Here is a 20113-nt window from a genome sequence, read left to right as displayed (position 1 = left end):
ACATATTGATGCATAAGAAACAACAAGATCAAAGTCAGATCAAGTGGGTATCTGACTTTATCTGGAATATCGCTGATGACCGCCTGCGTGATGTGTATGTGCGCGGCAAATATCGTGACGTAATCCTTCCATTCACTGTACTACGGCGATTGGATGCCGTTTTGGAGTCCACCAAAGAAGCGGTACTGGAGCGCAAGAGGTTTCTCGATGCCCATAAAGTGGTGGAGCAAGATGGGGCTCTACGTATGGCTGCTGGGCAAGCGTTTTATAATGTCTCTGATTTTACTTTGACCAAATTGAAAGCCAGTGCGGCAGGACAGAGACTTCGTGATGATTTTATTGCCTACCTCGATGGTTTTTCGCCCAACGTGCAAGAGATTCTATCTAAGTTCAACTTCCGAAATCAAATCCAGAAGCTGGTGGATTCGCAAGTACTCGGCTATTTGATCGACGACTTCCTCGATCCTAAGATCAATCTCTCGCCGCTACCAGTCAAGGATGCCGACGGGCGCATCAGGCTCCCGGCGCTAGATAACCACGGCATAGGTACAGTGTTTGAAGAGTTGATCCGGCGTTTCAACGAAGAAAATAACGATCAGGCAGGTGAACACTTCACTCCTCGTGATGTGGTACAGCTTATGGCCAAATTACTATTTTTGCCTGTGGCTGATCGAATAGAATCCAGCACCTACTCCCTGTATGACGGTTCCTGTGGTACCGGTGGGATGCTGACTGTAGCTGAAGATGCTTTGCTAGAATTGGCTGAGGAATATGGCAAAGATGTGTCCATTCACCTGTTCGGGCAGGAAATCAGCGATGAGACCTATGCCATTTGCAAGGCTGACTTACTCCTCAAAGGGGAAGGCGAAGAGGCTGAGAACATAGTAGGCGGTGCGGACAAATCAACTCTTTCCGCCGATCAATTCAGTTCGCGTGAGTTCGATTTTATGATCTCCAACCCACCCTACGGTAAGAGCTGGAAAACGGACCTGGAACGGATGGGCGGTAAAAAGGAGTTCAGTGATCCGAGGTTCATCGTCAATCATGGTGGCGATGCCGAGTTCAAGCTCATTACTCGCTCCAGCGATGGTCAGCTTATGTTCTTGGTCAACAAGTTGCAAAAGATGAAGCACAATACTCCGCTGGGCAGTCGCATCGCGCTGGTGCACAACGGCTCGGCTCTGTTCACTGGGGATGCTGGACAGGGGGAGAGCAATATCCGCCGCTGGGTGTTGGAGAACGATTGGCTCGAAGCAATTATCGCACTGCCGCTCAACATTTTCTATAACACTGGCATCGCTACCTATATTTGGGTGCTGGCCAACAAGAAAGCCGAACATCGTAAGGGCCGGGTACAACTGATCGATGCGAGCAAGTGGTTCCAACCGCTTCGTCGGAACCTTGGCAGGAAAAACTGTGAACTCTCCGAAGCGGATATCAAAAATATCTTGGATTTATACCTAGGCGAGCCACAGGAAAATGAGAATTGTAAGTGGTTCGATATTGATGACTTTGGCTACAGGAAGATCACTGTTGAACGTCCGCTGCGTCTCAAGAGCCAGCTTAAGTCGGAGAGTATTGAGCTCTTGCGCTTTGCCTCAGGTGATGAGGCTTTGCGAGCTGAAATTTATCAGGAACATGGTGAAAAACTCTATACTGAGTTCGCTAAAGTCAAGCCGCTCATTGATGCTTGGTTGAAAGGTGAAGATGAGAACAACGATGATGATGACAGCGATGAAGAGGGTGAAGAAAACAAGTCTGCCAAGCAGATAGTCCCGGCAAAACGTCGCAAGAAACTGCTCGATGGCACGACATGGGGGCGCGACAAGGGACTGGTCGAGCTTGCTTTACTTGCGCAGAAGGAGATCGGCCAGACCGTTTTTGACGATCACAACGAATTCCGCACTCGTTTCGATGCTGTGCTAAAGGCGAACGGTAAAAAAATAGGGGCAGCCGAGAAGAAGATGATCTATAAGGTGGTGAGCTGGCGAGACGAAACGGCACCACCTGTTATTGCTAAGCGCAATAAGCTTAAAGAAAGCGATTTCTTTGAACAGGGATACGACGGCGTATATTTAGAAGTTGTGGGCAAGGATCGCTTCATTGTCGAGTATGAAGCGGACTCCGATCTTCGCGATACTGAGCAAGTCCCTCTAAAAGAACAAGGAGGCATTGATGCTTTCTTTGAGCGAGAAGTACTTCCATTCGCTCAAGATTCTTGGATTGCTATGGACAAAACTCAGATTGGCTATGAAATTTCATTTGCCCGCTACTTCTATAAGCCGGCCAAGTTGCGCACGTTACAGGAGATTCGTACAGATATCCTCGAGCTTGAGCAGCAGTCAGAAGGCTTGTTGCACAAGATAGTGGGAGCGTAATGATGGCCGAAACGAAAAGGTATCCGGCTTACCGGGCCGCGCGAATGCGTTGGCTGCCACCAGTGCCTGAACATTGGAATGAGCAACGTGCCAAAACTTTCTTTCACGAGGTAGATGAGCGTTCCAAAACTGGCCACGAAGAATTATTGTCTGTATCGCATATTACCGGCGTGACTCCGCGTAGCCAGAAGAACGTAACCATGTTCAAAGCGGCGAGCTATGTGGGATCAAAGTTGTGCCGTCCAGGTGATATAGTGATTAACACCTTGTGGGCTTGGATGGCTGCGCTCGGCACGAGTAAGCATGCAGGGATTGTTAGCCCAGCTTATGGTGTATATCGCCCGCATAGTGCCGACAGTTTTAACCCAGTGTATCTCGATTACCTATTGCGTACCCGCGTTTATGTCGCCGAGTATATTGGGCGCTCGACTGGCATCCAATCTTCCCGTTTGCGTTTGTATCCGAACCAGTTCCTCGATATCCCATTGCTGCAGCCGCCGAGAGCTGAACAAGACCAGATCGTCGCCTACCTGCGTGCAAAGGACGCCCACATTGCCCACTTTATTAAGACCAGGCGTGACCTAATTGCTTTGTTGACCGAGCAGAAGCAGTGCATTATTGACCAGGCAGTAATACGAGGACTGGATAACGCGGTAATGCTCAAATATTCTGGCAACGAATGGCTGGGTGAAATCCCTGAACATTGGGATGTTGTTTTGCTGAAACACATTACAGATGTGCGCTTCAGTGGCGTCGATAAGCACTCACATGGTCATGAACTTCCGATTCGTCTCTGTAATTACACCGACGTTTATAAGAATAACTGCATCACTAGTGAAATGGATTTGATGCGCGCAACTGCAACATCAGCAGAGATTTCTCGTTTTACCTTGAGGTCTGGTGATGTCATCATCACTAAAGACTCTGAATCGCCTGATGATATTGCAGTTCCTGCATGGGTGCCGGAAGATATACCGGATGTCATTTGCGCATATCACCTTGGCCTGCTCCGTCCTATTCGTGAACGGGTATGTAGTGAGTTTTTATTCTATTCAATTGGGTCTGCCCACATTGCCGAGCAGTTTCATGTTCTTGCCACAGGCGTTACTCGCTTCGCTTTGTCGAAAAATGATGTAAAGAATGCAGTTATTCCGTTACCGCCAGTTGCTGAGCAACAGGCTATTTGTAGCTGGATTGCTGATGAATGTAAGCCCCTCGACGAAGCGATTCAGCGTGCCAAAGATGAAATTGGTTTAATTCATGAGTACCGTAATCGACTGATCGCTGATGTAGTTATTGGACAAATGTATGTGTGCGATTGGCAGCCTAACTCCGATGATGTGGTAAACGACGAAATTCTGGTTGCGCTCGGTGATGAACAAGAAGGTATGGTTGAAGAGGGGAAGGACGATGGCGAAGGCTGACACTAGCGAGCTTGGGTTCGAGGCACGCGTGGTGAGCAGACTGACTGGGGTGTCACAGCCAAGGGACAACCACGAGCTATCACTGACAGACTTCGCTGCCACCCATAATGGTTATGTTCAGGGCCAGGCCAAAGACTACAACCGTGATGTCGCCTTGGACGTCGTGCAACTGCTCGCTTTCCTTCATACAACGCAACCCGATGCAGTGGAAACGTTGGAATTATCGGTTGAAGGGATCAAGCGCACCCAGTTCTTACACCGTTTGCAAGGTGAGATCACCAAACGAGGTGTGGTTGATGTGTTACGCAAAGGGGTAAATCATGGACCGGTTCACCTAGATCTTTACAAATGGTTGCCTACACCAGGCAATCCTGCTGCAGCGGAAGCCTTCAACAAGAACATCTTCAGCGTTACCCGGCAGTTGCGCTATAGCAATGACTGTGGCAATGAACTAGATATGGTGATTTTCATCAACGGTTTGCCAGTACTGACGTTTGAATTGAAGAACTCTTTGACCAAGCAGACCTTGGCGGACGCTATTGTTCAGTACCAGACAACACGGGAGCCCCGAGAGCTGTTGTTCCAGTTGGGGCGCTGTGTAGCCCACATTGCGGTTGATGATGTTGAAGCGGCATTTTGTACTGAACTGAAGGGCAAAACGTCTTGGTTCCTTCCCTTCAACCAGGGGTGGAATAGCGGTGCAGGCAACCCACCCAACCCGAATGGCATGAAGACAGACTATATGTGGAAGTCAGTGTTGACTCGGGAGTCGTTGGCCAACATCATCGAAAGTTTTGCTCAGGTGGTGGAAGAAGAAGAGATCGATGCAAATGGTAAGAAGCGCAAGAAGCGCAAACAAATCTTCCCGCGCTACCATCAGCTCCACACTGTCCGCGCCCTTCTGCGCCGTGCCCGTGCTGACGGGGTTGGCAATCGCTACTTGATCCAGCATTCAGCAGGTAGTGGTAAGAGCAATACGATTGCTTGGTTAGCTCACCAACTAGTAGAGCTGCGTACCGCCGCTAACCCTCTTACTACTCAATTTGACTCAATTATTGTCATCACCGATCGGCGAGCGCTGGATACGCAAATTGCTCGTACCATCAAGGGCTATGACCATGTTGCCTCTATCTTTGGTCACTCTGACAATGCACAAGAGTTACGCAGCTTCTTGCAAAAAGGCAAGAAGATCATCGTTACTACGGTACAAAAATTTCCCTTTATCCTTGATGAAATGGGCGATTTATCGAGCAAGAAGTTTGCATTGCTAATCGATGAGGCACATTCCAGTCAAGGGGGGAAGACCACCACACGGATGCATGAAGCTCTTGGCGGGAAAGTTGGTGAGGAGGATTTTGAAGAGGATGCCACTCAATCTGCAGTGAATGCAGAGATTGAGAAGCGTATTCAGTCACGTAAGTTGTTAATGAATGCTAGCTACTTCGCCTTTACCGCTACCCCAAAGAATAAGACCTTGGAGTTATTCGGCGAGAGAATCGTTATAGGTGACGAAGTGCAGTTCCGTTCACCGGAGGAATTAACCTACACCACCAAGCAGGCGATTCAAGAAAAGTTCATTCTGGATGTGGTGGAGAACTACACTAGTTACGACAGCTTCTACCAGGTTGCCAAGACCGTCGAAGATGATCCCGAATTCGACAAGATGAAGGCGCTTAAGAAGATCCGCCACTATGTAGAATCACACGACAAGGCCATTCGCAGTAAGGCCGAGATTATGGTCGATCATTTTATCACTCAGGTCGTAGGTAAGCACAAGATTGGCGGCAAGGCACGGGCGATGATTGTGTGCAATGGGATTTCCAGAGCTATCGATTACTTCCGTGAGGTGTCAGATTACCTTATCCAGATCAAGAGCCCATATAAGGCTATTGTTGCGTACTCTGGAGACTTCGAGATCGGTGGTGAGAAGAAAACGGAAGCTGATCTCAACCACTTCCCAAGCAAAGATATTCCAGCCAAACTCAAGCAGGATCCTTATCGTTTTTTGATTGTAGCCAATAAGTTCGTCACTGGTTTTGATGAACCTCTCTTACACACCATGTATGTGGATAAGCCTTTAGCGGGGGTATTGGCAGTACAGACCCTGTCACGGCTTAACCGTGCCCATCCGCAGAAGCATGACACTTTCGTGCTGGACTTTGCTGATAATGCTGAGGCAGTGAAGGCTGCATTTCAGGACTATTACCGTGCCACAATTCAAAACGGTGAAACGGACCCCAACAAATTGCACGATCTGAAAGCTGAGCTGGATGGGCCACAGGTTTATAGCTGGCAGCAGGTAGAGGATTTAGTCATGCTTTATTTAGGAGGAGCAGATCGGGATAAACTCGACCCAATCCTCGACCTCTGTGTAGAGGAATATAAAGAAAACCTGGACGAAGATGGCCAAGTGAGATTTAAAGGGAAAGCCAAGGCATTCGTGCGTAGCTATAGCTTCTTGGCAGCGATCCTGAGCTATGGGCATCCAGCGTGGGAGAAGCTTTCGGTCTTCCTGAACTTCCTTATACCGAAGCTACCAGCGCCCAAAGAGGAAGACCTTTCTAAAGGAGTGCTGGAGTCGGTTGACATGGATAGCTACCGGGTGGAAGCCAAAGCGTCACTCAAGATGGCTATGGAGGACATAGATGCAGCAGTTGAGCCTGTTCCTGCCAGCAGCAGTGGTGGCGTAAGTGAGCCTGAAATAGACAGACTGTCGAATATAATTAAGACCTTCAATGACCTGTTTGGCAATATCGACTGGAAAGACGAGGATCAGATTCATAAGGTCCTTACCGAGGAGATCCCTGCACGCGTCGCTCGTGATAAGGCTTACCAGAATGCTCAGGTGAATTCTGACAGGCAAAATGCCAAGCTTGAGCATGATAAAGCACTTCGCCGTGTTGTGCTTGAACTCTTGGCCGATCACACCGAACTGTTTAAACAGTTCAGCGATAACAGCAATTTCAAACGCTGGTTGACAGACATGGTGTTTGATGTGACTTACAAGAAGCATCTGTCTAATCAGCCAGTTAGTGATGAGTTAAAGAAACGAGTGCAGGTTTTGGTTCGTGATAGGTTCGGTGAGGCGGAGATATGGTCAAACGCAGCAAGCCTTTTGATAGATCGTTTGATGGGCAATGAGCGCAGCAGCATAGGTCTTTCTGATTTGGCCATGATTGAGGAAAGCAGTGGATTCTCTGTAAGCCATATTCTCTTCCCTGTCTTAAATCTTTTATCCGCCAATGATGTAGGTTTGTTACATCGTGAATTTTTACGTATGGATGCATCACATGCGCAATACACGATTAGTTTTGATGAGGTACGATTCATGAGTTCAGTAGTGCAAACGGACCGCGACTGGGCAGAAGGCTTGTCTATCCGCTGGACGCTTCCTAAAACACAGGATGGCACACATGGTTGATAGTTTGAAAACATTGTTTGCTTGGTTTCCTGTTCTGAGAAAGCTTTTTGAAGCGAGGACTGCCGAGGAATTTGACGATTTTCTTGATCGCCATTTTGAGGAATGTGTGCAACGTATGGAGGCCGAGGCACATCACTTGAATGGAGACAGTGAAGAAAAGCTATCTGCTTTTCTGGCGGCAGCGTTAAGTATGCCGGGACTCTCTGTGGTTCGAGAGGGATATAGTAACGGGCGTGTTGATCTAACCATCAAGTCTGAAAGCATTAATACTCCTCAGCGTCGTTTGGCCGAGGCAAAGATCTATTCAGGACCGAGTTATCATACGCAAGCCATAGTACAATTGGTTTCCCGATATTCAACAGGTCGACAAAGTCGTGGTTATGTTGTCGAGTATGTAAAAAAACCTGGAATTTCCGATATTGTAATTAAACTCCGCACTATTGCTGATGAAACTCTTCCTGTGTTCCAACATGGGATTACCAAAGAACATTCGATGAAATGGGCATATGAGAGTAGTCACAAACATGCAAGTGAAGAGCTAATTCATGTGGTTCATATCAATGTGAATATTCATAGATGAAGCAACTTTTCTTATATATAAAAATGATAGATATTCTAAATTTTTTGTTCCTGCTAAGTTTTAACTATTTATCTAAGAAGGCCCTTAAATTTTGAAGGGCCTAAACCCATTCAGTCAGAGCAGTAAATAATTGGAATTGCGCTTACTTCTTTTACTGCATGAGAAAACAAAGATAATATCCATAGCAGTTGAGTAATTTGACCATTAACCTTCTCACCCCTTGATATTTTATCAAACTCATTTTTTATTTCATTCTTTGACATAAATGAACAGCTCAGAATACATTTTCGATGTAATTTAAAATCTTTTAGAAGATTGACCTGCCCCCAGGATTAGATACAACTTTCAGTTAGTAATGTCGGTTGATTTTTCTTCATATTTCCCGTTTCGCCAGCCCGCTGCAAATTCAGACGGCGTTAGGTAATCCAGCGATGAATGTGGACGACACTCGTTATAATCCTGCCGCCAGTCATTAATCGTTTTCCTGGCGTGAACGATATCGCTGAACCAGTGTTCATTGAGGCACTCATCTCTGAATCGTCCGTTAAAACTCTCAATAAATCCGTTCTGGGTCGGTTTGCAGGGATGCTTACAATGCCAGTTACCTGTATCTGTGTGCATTAGTAAAATTTGATTATTTGCTGCGCTGCAGCAACCGTTTTCTGGTCTGCCGCATTTGGTAGTTGTGAGCGAGGAACAGATGATTACAGTGCAACTCTATATTGAATAATTTCAGATAGAATTGAGGCCAGGCAACGGTCGTTCTTAACATTTTTTGGAAAAAAAAACACCGAGAGTATTGCATGGAGGCAATAGCAAGTGCTTCTCTCTCAGACAAAATGGCAGTACCCACAATCGTAAACCATTAGGAAATGCGAAAACCGGTAGCGGTTGTTCGAAACGGTCCGTTTTCGGGTAAATCAACACCACATCACCTTTACCATCGAGATAGCTTTGACCGTAAGCGTATAGCTGATAGAAGTCACTCTGATCTAACCCGTACTTCTCAGTTCCGTTGGCTTTGTGGGCGTCAAGCAGCTTCCATTTAGTATCCAGAACGACCTGGTTAACCTTAGCGGCCTGCACCAGCAGATCGGGGTTGAGGCGGAACCAGTCCTGTTTGTTATGTTTGACAAGCGAAAAACTGCGAGCCTGTGCTCTCAAGGTGTAACCATTACATAGTTGCCGAGACAGATGCTTGGCGACGAAAGCCTCGAACACCCTTTCCATCGGAAACAGTAAGGATGGAGCCCCATTAACACCCTGCCCGGTAAGAGGTGATTCATCCTTAAGAATCAAACGCGCCCAACCCAAAGCTGCATCGTAATGCGCCATACCTCGGTCAAGGTGCACTCGCGTAAAGTCAGCATCGGGTTGATCGGAAATAGGAATATCAGCGAATACAAAACAGAGTTCTTGCGCCAGTTGCTGGTTGGCCTGCGTAGCAGTCCATGCCAAGACACATCTGAGAGCCGCGTGTAGCACACGGTTTTCTGGCCGGTTAAGGGAAAACTCGTCAAACTCAGCAAAAAATCGATCGCGACGACACAGATTGTGGCGCAAGTGCTCCGACATACTCAGTTTACCACGCAGAGCAAAGATGTTGTCTTGCCTGGAACGATAATCGCTGCGCATGCCCCATTTGACAACATGCTCCACTGCGCGCAGAAACTCGCTGATGAATACCTCCAGCAAGGGCATTCGACGTGACAGCAACTGAGCACGATCAGTCTGAATATGACGAAAACTACCCAGACAGCGCAGCATCTCGATCAGTAACTGCCGTGCGTTAACCTTGCCGTTAACCTTGCCGAGTTTGGGCAGCACTTCAATCTGAAAACCATCCGGGCAACGAATTACTCCGACGAAACTTGTAACCTGCACAACTCTACACCCGCACCGCTGAGTCATACGCAACCAGACATTTTCACCAGCTTCAGCCAGACGTAAGGCCTGTGCTTCCAGCCAAGAGAAAATATGGCTGGGAAGCATACGCAATCCCTCAACATTGCGCATTACATTCCCATCAGCAGATATGTCAGCCAATGCGTCGTACTCAAAGATCGTTACCCCCGTCATCACTGAACCAGTCATATAGCAGTTTGATAAATGCCAATATAGGCAGCAGGATTAACAAATGCCAAAGACTGAGTTTGATAACGGCGCTTAGTAGAATAACTGTCGAGGCCGTGATCGTTGCCAAATAGTTCACTCAAATCCTGTTCGTGTGCATCGCTCTCAGTGATAAATTGCTCTGCATCTGGTTTCTGGTTGTCACCAAGCACCAGGCGAATTTTGCGCCAGTCTTCGAAAAAATACTCCTCTAACAACGGAACGATACGTTTGCGGAATACTTCAGCCAGCATATCGAAACGAATTGGACCGTCTGCTATCTCGCTCAATGAGATAAAATAGGCATGACCGATACAGTGATCACGGTCATACAACGCCTCAATACGCTCGTTGATCCGTTCCAGCATCCGGCGCACATCAATCGCACCCTTCTCTGTTTTTACTTGTAAACCCGCCAATGGTGCGCTGTATGGATCGTCTGCGGTTTTCTCGGCGCGGGTATCTGGTAGCAAAGGTACAAAGTCGAAACGGCGGCGTAATGCGGTATCAATAAGTGCCAGGGAGCGATCAGCCGTATTCATTGTGCCTATAATATCCACGTTGGCGGGCACTGAAAACTTCTGACCTGAGTAAGCTAATGTCAGTTCCAGAGGAGGCGGATTTCCATTGAGGGGATCGCGCTTGTCAGGTTCGATCAGCGTAATCAGTTCACCGAAAATTTTGCTGATATTGCCCCGGTTAATTTCGTCGATCACCATAGCGAAGCGTTGGTCGGGGAATTTGCGGGCATTAAGGCAGAGTTCTTTGAAGGCACCAGCATGAATCTTGTATCTCACTTCGCTATCCTCGCCGTCTTGGTCATCCAAAATGGGGCGCAGGCCTTCAACAAACTCCTCGTAACCATAGGACTGGTGAAACGTAACGAAACTGTAGTACTGGATTATGCTGGCTTTGTGCGGACCTTGTTTCAGTTGCTTGACCAGCGCAATCACGTCTTCACAAGCATCTTGCCATTCTCCGGCTAAACACCATTCAGATCCATCATCTTTGTTAAATATGAATGGGGTTAACATGGCCTTTTGTTTTACCAACGTTGACTCTTCAACAGTATGTCTTTGCAGAATACTTCTTACTCTGGAAGATAAATTTACTCCAGATTTGTAGGCTTGAATCGCCTTGATAAACGGATGTTCGTACAACACTTTTAGACTACATTTTCCACCTTGCTCATACAGCGCTGCCGCCACCCCTTCCCACCATTTCAATGTTGAAATTTTTTCTACAATAAACTGGTGTTCCCACTCTTCCTGAGAAATCGACGTAACCTTCTTTTCGTAGTCACGCTTGAGTAGTTGCATCAATGTGTAAGTCTTCCCCGTACCTGGAGGGCCATAATAAATACGGTTGAAGCTATTGGCTACAGACTGCTTGACCATTGGGGTTAATGTGGAATTAGACGCTGCCTCTCTGACACTTTCTGTGTTAACAACATCGATAGGTTCACTCGCAAGCGTAGCCAGTTCAGCCAAATCAGTACCAAAGAAGGGCTCTAGCAGAACAGATTCAAATTCCTTCAGGTCGCGGGTGGTAACTTGCATGAATGTGGAATTGTAATTGGGAGTCCACCCCTTCTTACCACCTTGATAACTATCCTCAACGATAGCCATCCTCAATACTCTGTATCGGCGCTGAACCCAACCATCCCCTTTCTTACAAGGCTCAGATTCTGAAATGAACTGACCAATGAGTGGCAGGCTTACATTGCTGTGACAAAGGTAAAAAATCGTCCCTTGAGGAGCGCCTTGAAATTCCTTTCCCTGACTTTTGGGTGTATCTCTATGTATCACAGCAAGTCGGGCTTGAAGGTAGTGTTGCAATTCTTCGGCGGAGAACTCATTCAAACCATGAGAAAGCTTCCATATTGACAAATTTTTCTGGCTCCAGACTTTCCATACCTGACGCCCAAACTCTAGGATCCCGACATCATTCGATCGCTTGGCCAATGTAGCCTTCTGCAAGTCAGCCATGCCCTTGATGGTAGAATCACCAAGGTAGGATGCCAGCCACGCAGGCTTAAATATGGACACGATCACAGGGCTTTGTCGATCTTGGTAGTGGAAGGCAATCTTCCACTTAAAGGCCTCACCCAGTTTCCCGAAGGCATCTATAGCCTCCAGATCGCCTTTCTCAGCCCAATGTACCACCTGCGCTATGAAACCGCGTATCTTCTCAAAGGCTTCACCGGCAGTAGTGCCTAACGACGAGTACCAACCATAGGTGTCGGAATAGCTTAGTTTGGCATCGGAACTTTTATCATCAGTATTCTTACGCGAAAACACACCAAACTTGAACGCCGATCCCCCCCAGATGCTACCAAGCTCATCCAGTCTCGATTCGATCCAGTAGGTGAAGCTGTTCTTCGAACCTGCTTGAGTGTATTCGTCCAACGTCATTGTGGCCAACCGCGAGGCAGGCCAAACCTTCAGAAACTCATCCCACAGGGCGTACTGTCCTTCGAAATTACTCATTATCGAATGCACCTCATAAATCTTTCTACAGAATAGCCTGCTTACGAGCAGCACTGCCATCTCTCACCAATTGCATCTCGGCAATCTAGTTCACGGATACCCTCAATTACAGCAACCAGAAGAAATGTGCCGAGTAGTATAAAGTTGATTTATATCGTAAAGGTTTAATCTACCAGCTTAACTGGTGTCAGGTGAACACCTAACTCTCGGGTTTGCGAGATAAAAAAGCTGTCCAGTGAATAACTGCTAAGTCAGCAGATTATCCGTAATTCTACTGTGTCGTTAGGGGGAGTGGCTCACGATTTTCGACCATCCGAAAAAAGGTATAACACTTCCGCTTCTGGCTTAAAGCTGCCAGTCAGCCTCTGTAGACTCGTCCTTGCCAGAAACTGCCATAGCAGTCTGCATTTCGCCAAAGATGACCGGTAAACAATGTTTGACCCCCTATAATGCTTTCTTTGGTGCGTCTTCTGGTGAGTCGTTAACCAGTGGAACATTTACTGTGACAAACCAGGCAGGGTTAATGGTTCAACCATTTTCTTATATTCCCGGTGTGTGCTGACCTGATCCGGGAAAAAGCCAATTTTAACCAGGAAACGACATGTTTTATCCTGGGTGGGGTATCTATAGGTACGTGCGACAGTTTTACTTAATTCCTGATACCCAATGGTGTACAGCACGTTTCCACCGAATCCATCAACTTGAGCCAAACCAGAGCCAGTTAAGGGCATCCCTGCCCCATCTCAACAAATTTACTCGCCTGAACCACCCAGGATTCGCCCAAGGCGCTGAACGCACTCTGGCCAAAAGCTCCAGACATGGTTTTTATCGAACAACTTCACCCGGAAACGCTCGAGATTCTCTCTCCCTTTTCGGGATTTCCAGTATGTATCAGGTGACATACTCGAGGAACGTTTGATATGGGTTTTTGTACCGCGTCCAGCATCGACTGCCTGACCATAGGTCCCCGCTTTGATGCGTTCAATGTTTACAGGATAAATAATCAAGCGCTCAAACGGGTAATCAAGCATGCCTAAACCCCTTAACATCAGGCAGTCATGTTTTTTTGACCCAGGACGCCCTCCGGGACGTATCTTTGCTTCTACACGCAAAAAATCTGACGACTCATTCAGAACCATATCCATACTTCCATCAGGCTGGTGCAGACATTTGGACAGCAAATCCCCTGTTGCATCATGTTTTTCATAACACAGGACACACAGTGGAGACCGTTTACTGCCAAGACGTTTGCCAGGTAAACCACTTTTCTTATCGAAAAAATCATACCTAAAGGCACTTTTGAGCCTCCATTCATAGTCATGAAGATGGCAGCCATAGACATCCAGTGCAACATCCACTTTCGTCACCCAGGATTTACGCAATAGTGGGAACAGACCATTCCCGAGCTTACAATCCAGCCAACTCAGCATTTTATCAAGCTGTTCCGCCGACATATGCTGAGGGCGAAAATCAAGACGCACAGCCCCCGTTCTTTTATTAAAAGGCTTAAAGTCGATGCGTAACAGCATTTTCCCGTCTGACTTCCGACGAATAATAAGCGCTGCATAGTAATGTTTTTGCTTAACCTCTTTTTTATTTAAATATTTACACTGAATATCATAAGTCTTGTATTTCCCTTCACTCATTTCTAACAAAAGAGAATACATCACCTCCGCTTTCGCCATTCCTTTAGATAAAGGAAGAACAACTGTCAGCTTGTCACACCGCATTTTAAGCTCATGACCTTCCTTATCACTCCCAATACGCAATGATTCATTTCTCTCAATATTTTTAACATTCAACATTATCACATACCTCTTATTTTGTGCGTACAGAGACCGTCATCGCTGTATAACCAGCAATTGATAAACCTGATAAATTCAGTAAATAGTCTCTGTACAGCCAATTGTTTGCATTTATAACGTGCTATTAGACTGACTCATCAGCAGCCCAATCCATTACCTCTCAACGCAACCTTCTTCAGCTCGCTGATACATTCCTCAACTTCATCCAGATTCCAGGCAGATCTGCGTGTTCCGAGGCGGTAAGGCTCGGGGAAACTGCCGGATTTAATCTGGCGATAGAGGGTTGCCCGTGAAACCGGGTAGATATTCAGAACTGTTTTAAGGTCGATCAATTTGTAGCTTTTCATGTTAATACCTCAGTCAGTCCACTCCTTGTGAGTGGCTGAAGGGCGATTTACAACATCATTTTTCGCCATGCTTTTTACTAAAAAAAGCGTGATAAACCGTGACAGTCACGTCAATTTAGCCGTTAACTGCGTGACTGTTCGAAAAAGCAATTTTTATAAAAATTTCTTCGTTATGTTTTTGATACAAATGCTGTACCAGTCACACTCTTCAAGTGACTCACTGAGGGGGAGTATGCGGTGCTCCGCTACCAATAGATGAGGATAACAATGTTAAAATCGCGACCAAAGAAAAGCAGTGATGCCATCCGGCAAAGTAAACGGAGAACCAAGCTGAAAGAAAAATTTGGTCCTTCAGTCACCCTTCACATGACGAAAAATAATAAAATAAGACTCAACAAAATAGCCAAAATCCACACAGGCTGTAGGCATCCTGGCACAGAAGAACGATGTGAAATGATTGCTGAGCTAATCAACCAGCACTACATTGAATATGTTTTTGACCACACAGAGCCTATTCCTGCATATATTTTTAAAAAATATCGGGATATTAAAATAATGTATAAGATCGAAGGTCTGAACGATAAACAAATCGCAAAAAAAATGAATGAAAAAAAAGAAAAACAGCTACGAAAAGTCGGCACTAATGAGGCTTCATTCGTGGACAAAACCTGGGAGGCAAAGGATGTCAAATCCTTCAGGGATTCACAACACGTCTGTAATCTGATGAAAAAAGCCACAAGAGCGCCAGGTGGTAAAAAATAGTGCGGCAGAGCACATCTGACAGACTATATGTAAACACAGCCAGGATGTATCCTGACTGTGTTTTTTCATGTCAAAACCGCACAGAGGAAGAGACCCGCGACAGACTCAGCGCGGAGCGCCGGTCATAAATCGCCGTGGTACTGATATCACTGTGTCCGGCGAGCTGGCGCACAATATTGATATCCGCACCCTGCTCCAGCAACCGGGTAATAAAAGTGCGCCGCAGGTCATGGGGGGTAAACGTACTCACCTGTGCGGTTATCTGCAGATGGCGCAGTATCCCTGTCAGGCCAGATGGCGTCAGCGGCAGACCGGTAATATTCCCGCTCCGGTGAATGCGGCAGAACAGGAAACGGTTACTGTCACTGATTTTCAGCCATGATGCCAGTGCCTTTCCGACCGCGGGTGACACCACAATACTGCGATGTTTGCGCCCTTTCCCCTGCCGGACAGTCAGTGTTCGCGTCGGGATATCGTAATCCTGGCGGTTCAGTGCCACCAGTTCCCCGGCCCTGAGCCCGGCACCACACAGTGTGAGCAGTATGGCATGGTCCCGCTTCTGGCGGCTTTTGTGCGCATGTTGTTTTGCGGCATCCATCAACAGGCGGATTTCGTCCCTGCTCAGTGCCCGCCCGGCGGGAGCCCGCTCGCCCCGGAGACCTTTTACTGACCGGATGCGGGCCAGTGACTCCGCATCCATCTGTCCCAGATTAAAGGCGGTCTGTGCCACACCTTTCAGCGCAGCCAGTGTCATATTGATGGTGGTTATCGCGTACCCCTGCCCGGAGAGCGCGGCCCGCACCGCAGCCACATCAGCATAGCGCAGTGCTGACCAGTCGAGACTGCTCACTGTGGCGTGCTTTTGCAGTATTGCGGCACTCAGCGCCAATAAGGAAAGCATACTGCGCCGCCCGGTCGGGGCCAGCCCTTCAAGCCAGACACTGGCCGGGCTGAGTGAGCCGTCTGACGATACATTCGGTTGTCGTTTCATCCCGCCCCCATTAATGCACATTAACAAAAGTCAGCATTACTGCATCACGGTTCACCGCCGTCTCCCGGGAGCAGTTGAATGCCACGTGAGTCCGTCGCGTTCCGGTCTTAAGGTGTTTATGCGTTTTCATCATCAGCCTCGCCTTTTTCAATAAACCAGATGGCCTGGCGGAATAACTGGTGCCCTCCGGGCCTGGCGCGCAGTGACCAGTAACGTTGCCGCACCCGCGTGTAGCTCCCGCTGTCGAAAAAATACATCCATTTGCTGTCCATATGACTGACGACTGACCAGTGATACTGGTCACCAAGCAACACCACCCGGTCGGGGTGCTGCGCCAGCCAGTTCCGGCACTGCGCAAGAATGTCACGGGTTGTCAGTCCCCGCGTCTGAGCAAAGGGCTTATGGAAGTGGAAAGGCCAGCGCGATTCACGGCGCGACTGCAGAAAATTCAGCAGTGCATCAAGCTGCGCTGATTCCGTGCCGGTTATCAGGCAGTCGGCGATGTCATAGTGCTGACTGAAAAAACTGACCAGCGCCCTGAACAGGGGCTTTCTTCTCAGGCCGGGATGAAGCCAGTAAAGCGCATTCACCACACTGTAAATGCCGCAAAGGGCATCCAGGTCACCCTGAATGGCGGGACGCAGTCCCCGGTTGTGTTTCTCTTTCATATACTGAGCCATTGAATATTCGCGATATGGCTCATGACGCCATGAGTACTTTGTTGCTGATGCGCGCGTTTAACTTAACCTGCTGACTTTCAGTTTCCGGTATGCAGGGTTACCGTGTAAATCTTCATCCGGCAGTACTGTATGAAGTTGCGCTGCCAGAGTTCGAACAGGGCTTCGCCTTCTTCTTCATCCAGGTCACCCCCCATGGCGTACCAGATATACCCCTGACTCCAGCAAAAATCGATTTCCTTTTCCAGCTCCGGCCAGGGGTGCCCTGAGTAACTGAAGTCGGTGATGTAATCGAAATACCACCCTCCAGTCTGATGTGTCAGCCGGATTTCGACCGGATGGAAACCACCGGTTTCCGCTGAATACTGCGGGTCACGAAAATTAAGGGTGACAGCCGAAGGAATAAAAGGCGGTTCAGGTAAGTACGCTTTCAGTATTTGTACCAGCACCCGGCTTACGGGCAAGTGAAGCCCTGACTGACAGACAGCCATTTCATCTTTCATGATACTCTCCACATTATTGTGCCGAAAAAAGACGTTATTTACCCGTCAGGAATAACCCGAAAATAATAAAAATATAAACCAACAGCTTTATTCACCACGCCATTAATATAGACCAGCGTCCGGATACATCATTCATGGCATATATTATGTGAACTTCATATTTTCATATTTATTCCCGGCTTACCCGTTTGGGCAAAAAGCGACCCTCCCGAAATACAGGATAATTCAGCAGCATTTGATATTTTGGTGTCATACACCCATTGTGCTGGCAGCAGTAAAATAAAAACGTGTCAGCACAGCTATTATAACAAAACAGCCAGACAAGAGCAATTTATAGCCAAATAAAACATTTATTAATCAGGTAGTTACAAAGTTTCACTTACTCATCCCGCTCAGGTTTACCAAGCTCTTCAGCAACCTGTTCCAGCGCCAGTTTCAGTAACCGGTCCCGGGCTGCCGGTGACATCGCCCGGAACAGCTCAGTCAGCAGGGCCAGTTTTTCATCTGAAGGTAACTTAACAGCTTCCCTTTCGCTTTTCAGGGACATACCCGCAGCACTGATATGGTAAACAAACCCCTTGCCACTGGTTCTCTTGCGCCTGATTTCAGGATGAAGCTCAGCCAGCTTTTCCAGTCGCAGTCGTGCGCCTTTTGGGGTGCCAGGCATACCGTCCATTCCGACGAATTCTGCGGCTGTCAGCCATGTGCTGTCTTCCCTGCTGTTGTCTTCTCCGGACAGTGTTCCGGCCTGATGCTGCATATTGTTATCCATAAAATATTTCATCAGATATCAAAGCGTTAACGGAGTTTTAACTGCAACCCATAAAAAGGTAGTTGATAACTTCCCTTTGTTCGCTTTTAATATCCATGTACTAAGTATGTGGAATGACTACCATGACTAACTCATCAGCTTCGCAGAAAAAGCGAAGTAAGGGAAGTGTTACAGACTGGCACCGCGCCGATATTGTGGCGGCCCTGCACAAGCGTGGCATCACACTGACCCAGTTATCCCGCTCTCACGGGCTGGCGGCACGGACCCTCAGTAATGCAATGGAACGCCACTATCCCCGGGCAGAACGCCTGATAGCCGACGCTCTGGAGATGAAACCGGAAGACATCTGGCCGCTGCGCTACCGGAATAAAGGCAACACAGGGCAATAACACCGGCCATGCCCGGAAGGATGAATGAATAACCCGTTCGGTGCGCGAGCAGGTTTCCCGCAACAGGGACCAGCATCACCGGGCTGCCAGTAAAACTGGATTTAACAGAACTGCAGGCGGAATAAAGCCTGTATGGCGGTATTGCTGCCAGCCGTTATGGCACGGCAATGCATTTTATTTCTATATCAACACATTCATTATGCGGGGTATTTGTATGGCTGACGGACAGGATATAAAAAAACAGAAGGACAATTATGCGGAGAAAATGCGCCTTCTGCTCAGTGGAAAACAGGGGCTGGCAAAACTGTTCTGGTATTACTGGTTTCCTGTCACTGTAATTCTGAATATTTTTTATTTTATGGTCAGCACCGGACACCTTCATATTCTGTGTGGTGTTTATTCTGCTTATGTGGGCATACAGACCCTGCGGGGCACATGGAATATTATCCGGGAAGGAAACAAAGGCTGGGCCATTGCCGTACTGCTGCTTGTCGGGCTTAACCTGATTTTTGATGTGGCAGGCCTTGCTATTGATATCAGTAATTTTCTTAACCGCTGAATATTCATCAACGGGCCGGGAAATACCGGTCTGAATAAAAGAAGAGATTATCATGCAGGTGATTCATATAACGGCATCCGCCCTTGTAGCAGCCAGTCTGTTGCTTACCGGCTGTCATGACAGTACCCCAAAATGTAACAGCGATGATGCCAAAAACCTGGTTGTCAGCATTGCACAACGCCAGATGGCAAAAGAGTTTGCACAGATGAGAAACTCCCAGATGTCAGGCATGGTGCCGAAAGGCGCAGACAATGCACAGCTGTCGGTTCTCAACGTACTCACCACCTCGCACCAGTCTTCGCCCGATGTTTACCAGTGCAGTGCTGACCTGCAAATAACGCTGTCGGGCAAAAGCACCACCATCCCGATTACTTACAACATCCAGAATACGGATGACGGGAAAAATTTTGTGATAAACGTCTTCGGGCTGTAATCGTAGTAAGACAGTGCCAAAGTCCCCGGCTCCCTCAGTCCACACACGGTGCTTTTGCGGGTAACACAAAGCTGAAGCCGGGGCTTATCAACACTCGCAGACTCAGTAAGGACAGAACCATGAAAAATACAACTGCGCTGCTCGCACTCATACTGACAGCCACATCCGCCAGTGCAACGATACACCAGACCCAATGCCGCCTTTCTGACACCGGACGGCCATAACATGGCATTCAGTATCAATTCTTCGTATGGTGAGACAACCGGGGTATGTAACATGGAAGGTATCGCCCGGACAGTTCCTCCCATGTCCGGTCAGAAAGGTCGATGGGTCTGGAGTGATAACAACTCAGAGTGTGTCGCTGTGATCAGCGAAATACGCAGCGGCCTGGTGGAAATCACAACGAGACGCTGTGACGGGTACTGCGGTCTGTCTGCGGCAGGATCGATGGATGGGCGCTACCATCAATGA

General features: G+C 47.7%; 17 protein-coding genes. 8 read left to right on the top strand and 9 right to left on the bottom strand.

What is annotated here, in order from left to right; translation table 11 throughout:
* The first annotated feature begins 8 nt into the window (after window positions 1–8).
* From DT73_RS02890 to DT73_RS02875, 4 genes are read left to right on the top strand one after another with little or no spacing between them, the layout of a single operon-like run.
* Window positions 9–2378 carry a class I SAM-dependent DNA methyltransferase gene (locus DT73_RS02890; RefSeq protein WP_036103663.1) on the top strand — a complete coding sequence of 790 codons (2370 nt, stop codon included), beginning with the start codon at window positions 9–11 and terminating at the stop codon, window positions 2376–2378.
* Window positions 2378–3802 (top strand): restriction endonuclease subunit S, encoded by a 1425-nt coding sequence (locus tag DT73_RS02885; protein ID WP_200874767.1) that lies wholly within the window; start codon window positions 2378–2380, stop codon window positions 3800–3802. The genes DT73_RS02890 and DT73_RS02885 overlap by 1 nt, the downstream gene beginning before the upstream one ends.
* Entirely contained in the window at window positions 3789–7223 is a 3435-nt protein-coding gene (locus DT73_RS02880) for a type I restriction endonuclease subunit R (RefSeq protein ID WP_036103661.1), read from the top strand. The genes DT73_RS02885 and DT73_RS02880 overlap by 14 nt, the downstream gene beginning before the upstream one ends.
* A complete protein-coding gene (locus tag DT73_RS02875) occupies window positions 7216–7803 on the top strand; it encodes a hypothetical protein (RefSeq protein WP_036103658.1) in 588 nt (195 codons plus the stop codon). Before DT73_RS02880 ends, DT73_RS02875 begins: the two co-directional genes overlap by 8 nt.
* A gap of 345 nt (window positions 7804–8148) precedes the next feature.
* Here the strand turns inward: DT73_RS02875 and DT73_RS25310 are convergent, their stop codons facing one another.
* The 5 genes from DT73_RS25310 to DT73_RS02850 form a co-directional block, all read right to left on the bottom strand.
* Complete coding sequence (locus DT73_RS25310; RefSeq protein ID WP_369792557.1) at window positions 8149–8433, bottom strand: transposase; 285 nt, start codon at window positions 8431–8433, stop codon at window positions 8149–8151.
* Between the two features lie 135 nt (window positions 8434–8568).
* Window positions 8569–9882 carry an McrC family protein gene (locus DT73_RS02870; RefSeq protein ID WP_036103655.1) on the bottom strand — a complete coding sequence of 438 codons (1314 nt, stop codon included), beginning with the start codon at window positions 9880–9882 and terminating at the stop codon, window positions 8569–8571.
* Between the two features lie 11 nt (window positions 9883–9893).
* On the bottom strand, window positions 9894–12404 hold the full coding sequence (locus DT73_RS02865) for an McrB family protein (RefSeq protein ID WP_036103652.1): 2511 nt from the start codon (window positions 12402–12404) through the stop codon (window positions 9894–9896).
* A 752-nt stretch (window positions 12405–13156) separates the two neighbouring features.
* Window positions 13157–14209 carry a hypothetical protein gene (locus tag DT73_RS02855; RefSeq protein ID WP_051691248.1) on the bottom strand — a complete coding sequence of 351 codons (1053 nt, stop codon included), beginning with the start codon at window positions 14207–14209 and terminating at the stop codon, window positions 13157–13159.
* 137 nt (window positions 14210–14346) lie between these two features.
* Complete coding sequence (locus tag DT73_RS02850; protein ID WP_036103646.1) at window positions 14347–14556, bottom strand: AlpA family transcriptional regulator; 210 nt, start codon at window positions 14554–14556, stop codon at window positions 14347–14349.
* Window positions 14557–14823: 267 nt separating this feature from the next.
* Here DT73_RS02850 and DT73_RS02845 point away from each other — a divergent pair, with 267 nt between their 5' ends.
* Window positions 14824–15318 (top strand): hypothetical protein, encoded by a 495-nt coding sequence (locus tag DT73_RS02845; RefSeq protein ID WP_036103644.1) that lies wholly within the window; start codon window positions 14824–14826, stop codon window positions 15316–15318.
* A 70-nt stretch (window positions 15319–15388) separates the two neighbouring features.
* On the opposite strand, the gene DT73_RS02840 is transcribed toward DT73_RS02845, so the two are convergent.
* The 4 genes from DT73_RS02840 to DT73_RS02825 form a co-directional block, all read right to left on the bottom strand.
* The gene (locus DT73_RS02840) at window positions 15389–16309 is read right to left on the bottom strand and encodes a site-specific integrase (protein ID WP_036103641.1); all 921 of its coding nucleotides are present in this window, start codon (window positions 16307–16309) and stop codon (window positions 15389–15391) included.
* A gap of 116 nt (window positions 16310–16425) precedes the next feature.
* Window positions 16426–16977 carry a hypothetical protein gene (locus tag DT73_RS02835; protein WP_152552474.1) on the bottom strand — a complete coding sequence of 184 codons (552 nt, stop codon included), beginning with the start codon at window positions 16975–16977 and terminating at the stop codon, window positions 16426–16428.
* An 89-nt stretch (window positions 16978–17066) separates the two neighbouring features.
* On the bottom strand, window positions 17067–17489 hold the full coding sequence (locus tag DT73_RS02830) for a DUF2787 domain-containing protein (RefSeq protein ID WP_084172227.1): 423 nt from the start codon (window positions 17487–17489) through the stop codon (window positions 17067–17069).
* A 379-nt stretch (window positions 17490–17868) separates the two neighbouring features.
* Window positions 17869–18261 (bottom strand): hypothetical protein, encoded by a 393-nt coding sequence (locus DT73_RS02825; protein WP_369792547.1) that lies wholly within the window; start codon window positions 18259–18261, stop codon window positions 17869–17871.
* A gap of 122 nt (window positions 18262–18383) precedes the next feature.
* On the opposite strand from DT73_RS02825, the gene DT73_RS02820 reads away from it, so the two are divergent.
* The 3 genes from DT73_RS02820 (at window position 18384) to DT73_RS02810 (ending at window position 19642) form a co-directional block, all read left to right on the top strand.
* Complete coding sequence (locus DT73_RS02820) at window positions 18384–18650, top strand: helix-turn-helix transcriptional regulator (RefSeq protein ID WP_036103636.1); 267 nt, start codon at window positions 18384–18386, stop codon at window positions 18648–18650.
* Window positions 18651–18864: 214 nt separating this feature from the next.
* On the top strand, window positions 18865–19209 hold the full coding sequence (locus DT73_RS02815; RefSeq protein ID WP_152552472.1) for a hypothetical protein: 345 nt from the start codon (window positions 18865–18867) through the stop codon (window positions 19207–19209).
* A 52-nt stretch (window positions 19210–19261) separates the two neighbouring features.
* Complete coding sequence (locus tag DT73_RS02810) at window positions 19262–19642, top strand: hypothetical protein (protein WP_036103628.1); 381 nt, start codon at window positions 19262–19264, stop codon at window positions 19640–19642.
* Window positions 19643–20113 lie beyond the last annotated feature (471 nt).

Source organism: Mangrovibacter sp. MFB070, from assembly GCF_000705335.1.
Lineage (GTDB): Bacteria > Pseudomonadota > Gammaproteobacteria > Enterobacterales > Enterobacteriaceae > Mangrovibacter > Mangrovibacter plantisponsor.
The sequence above is the reverse complement of the archived record's forward strand: the minus strand, read 5'-3'. Positions and strand labels throughout refer to the sequence as shown.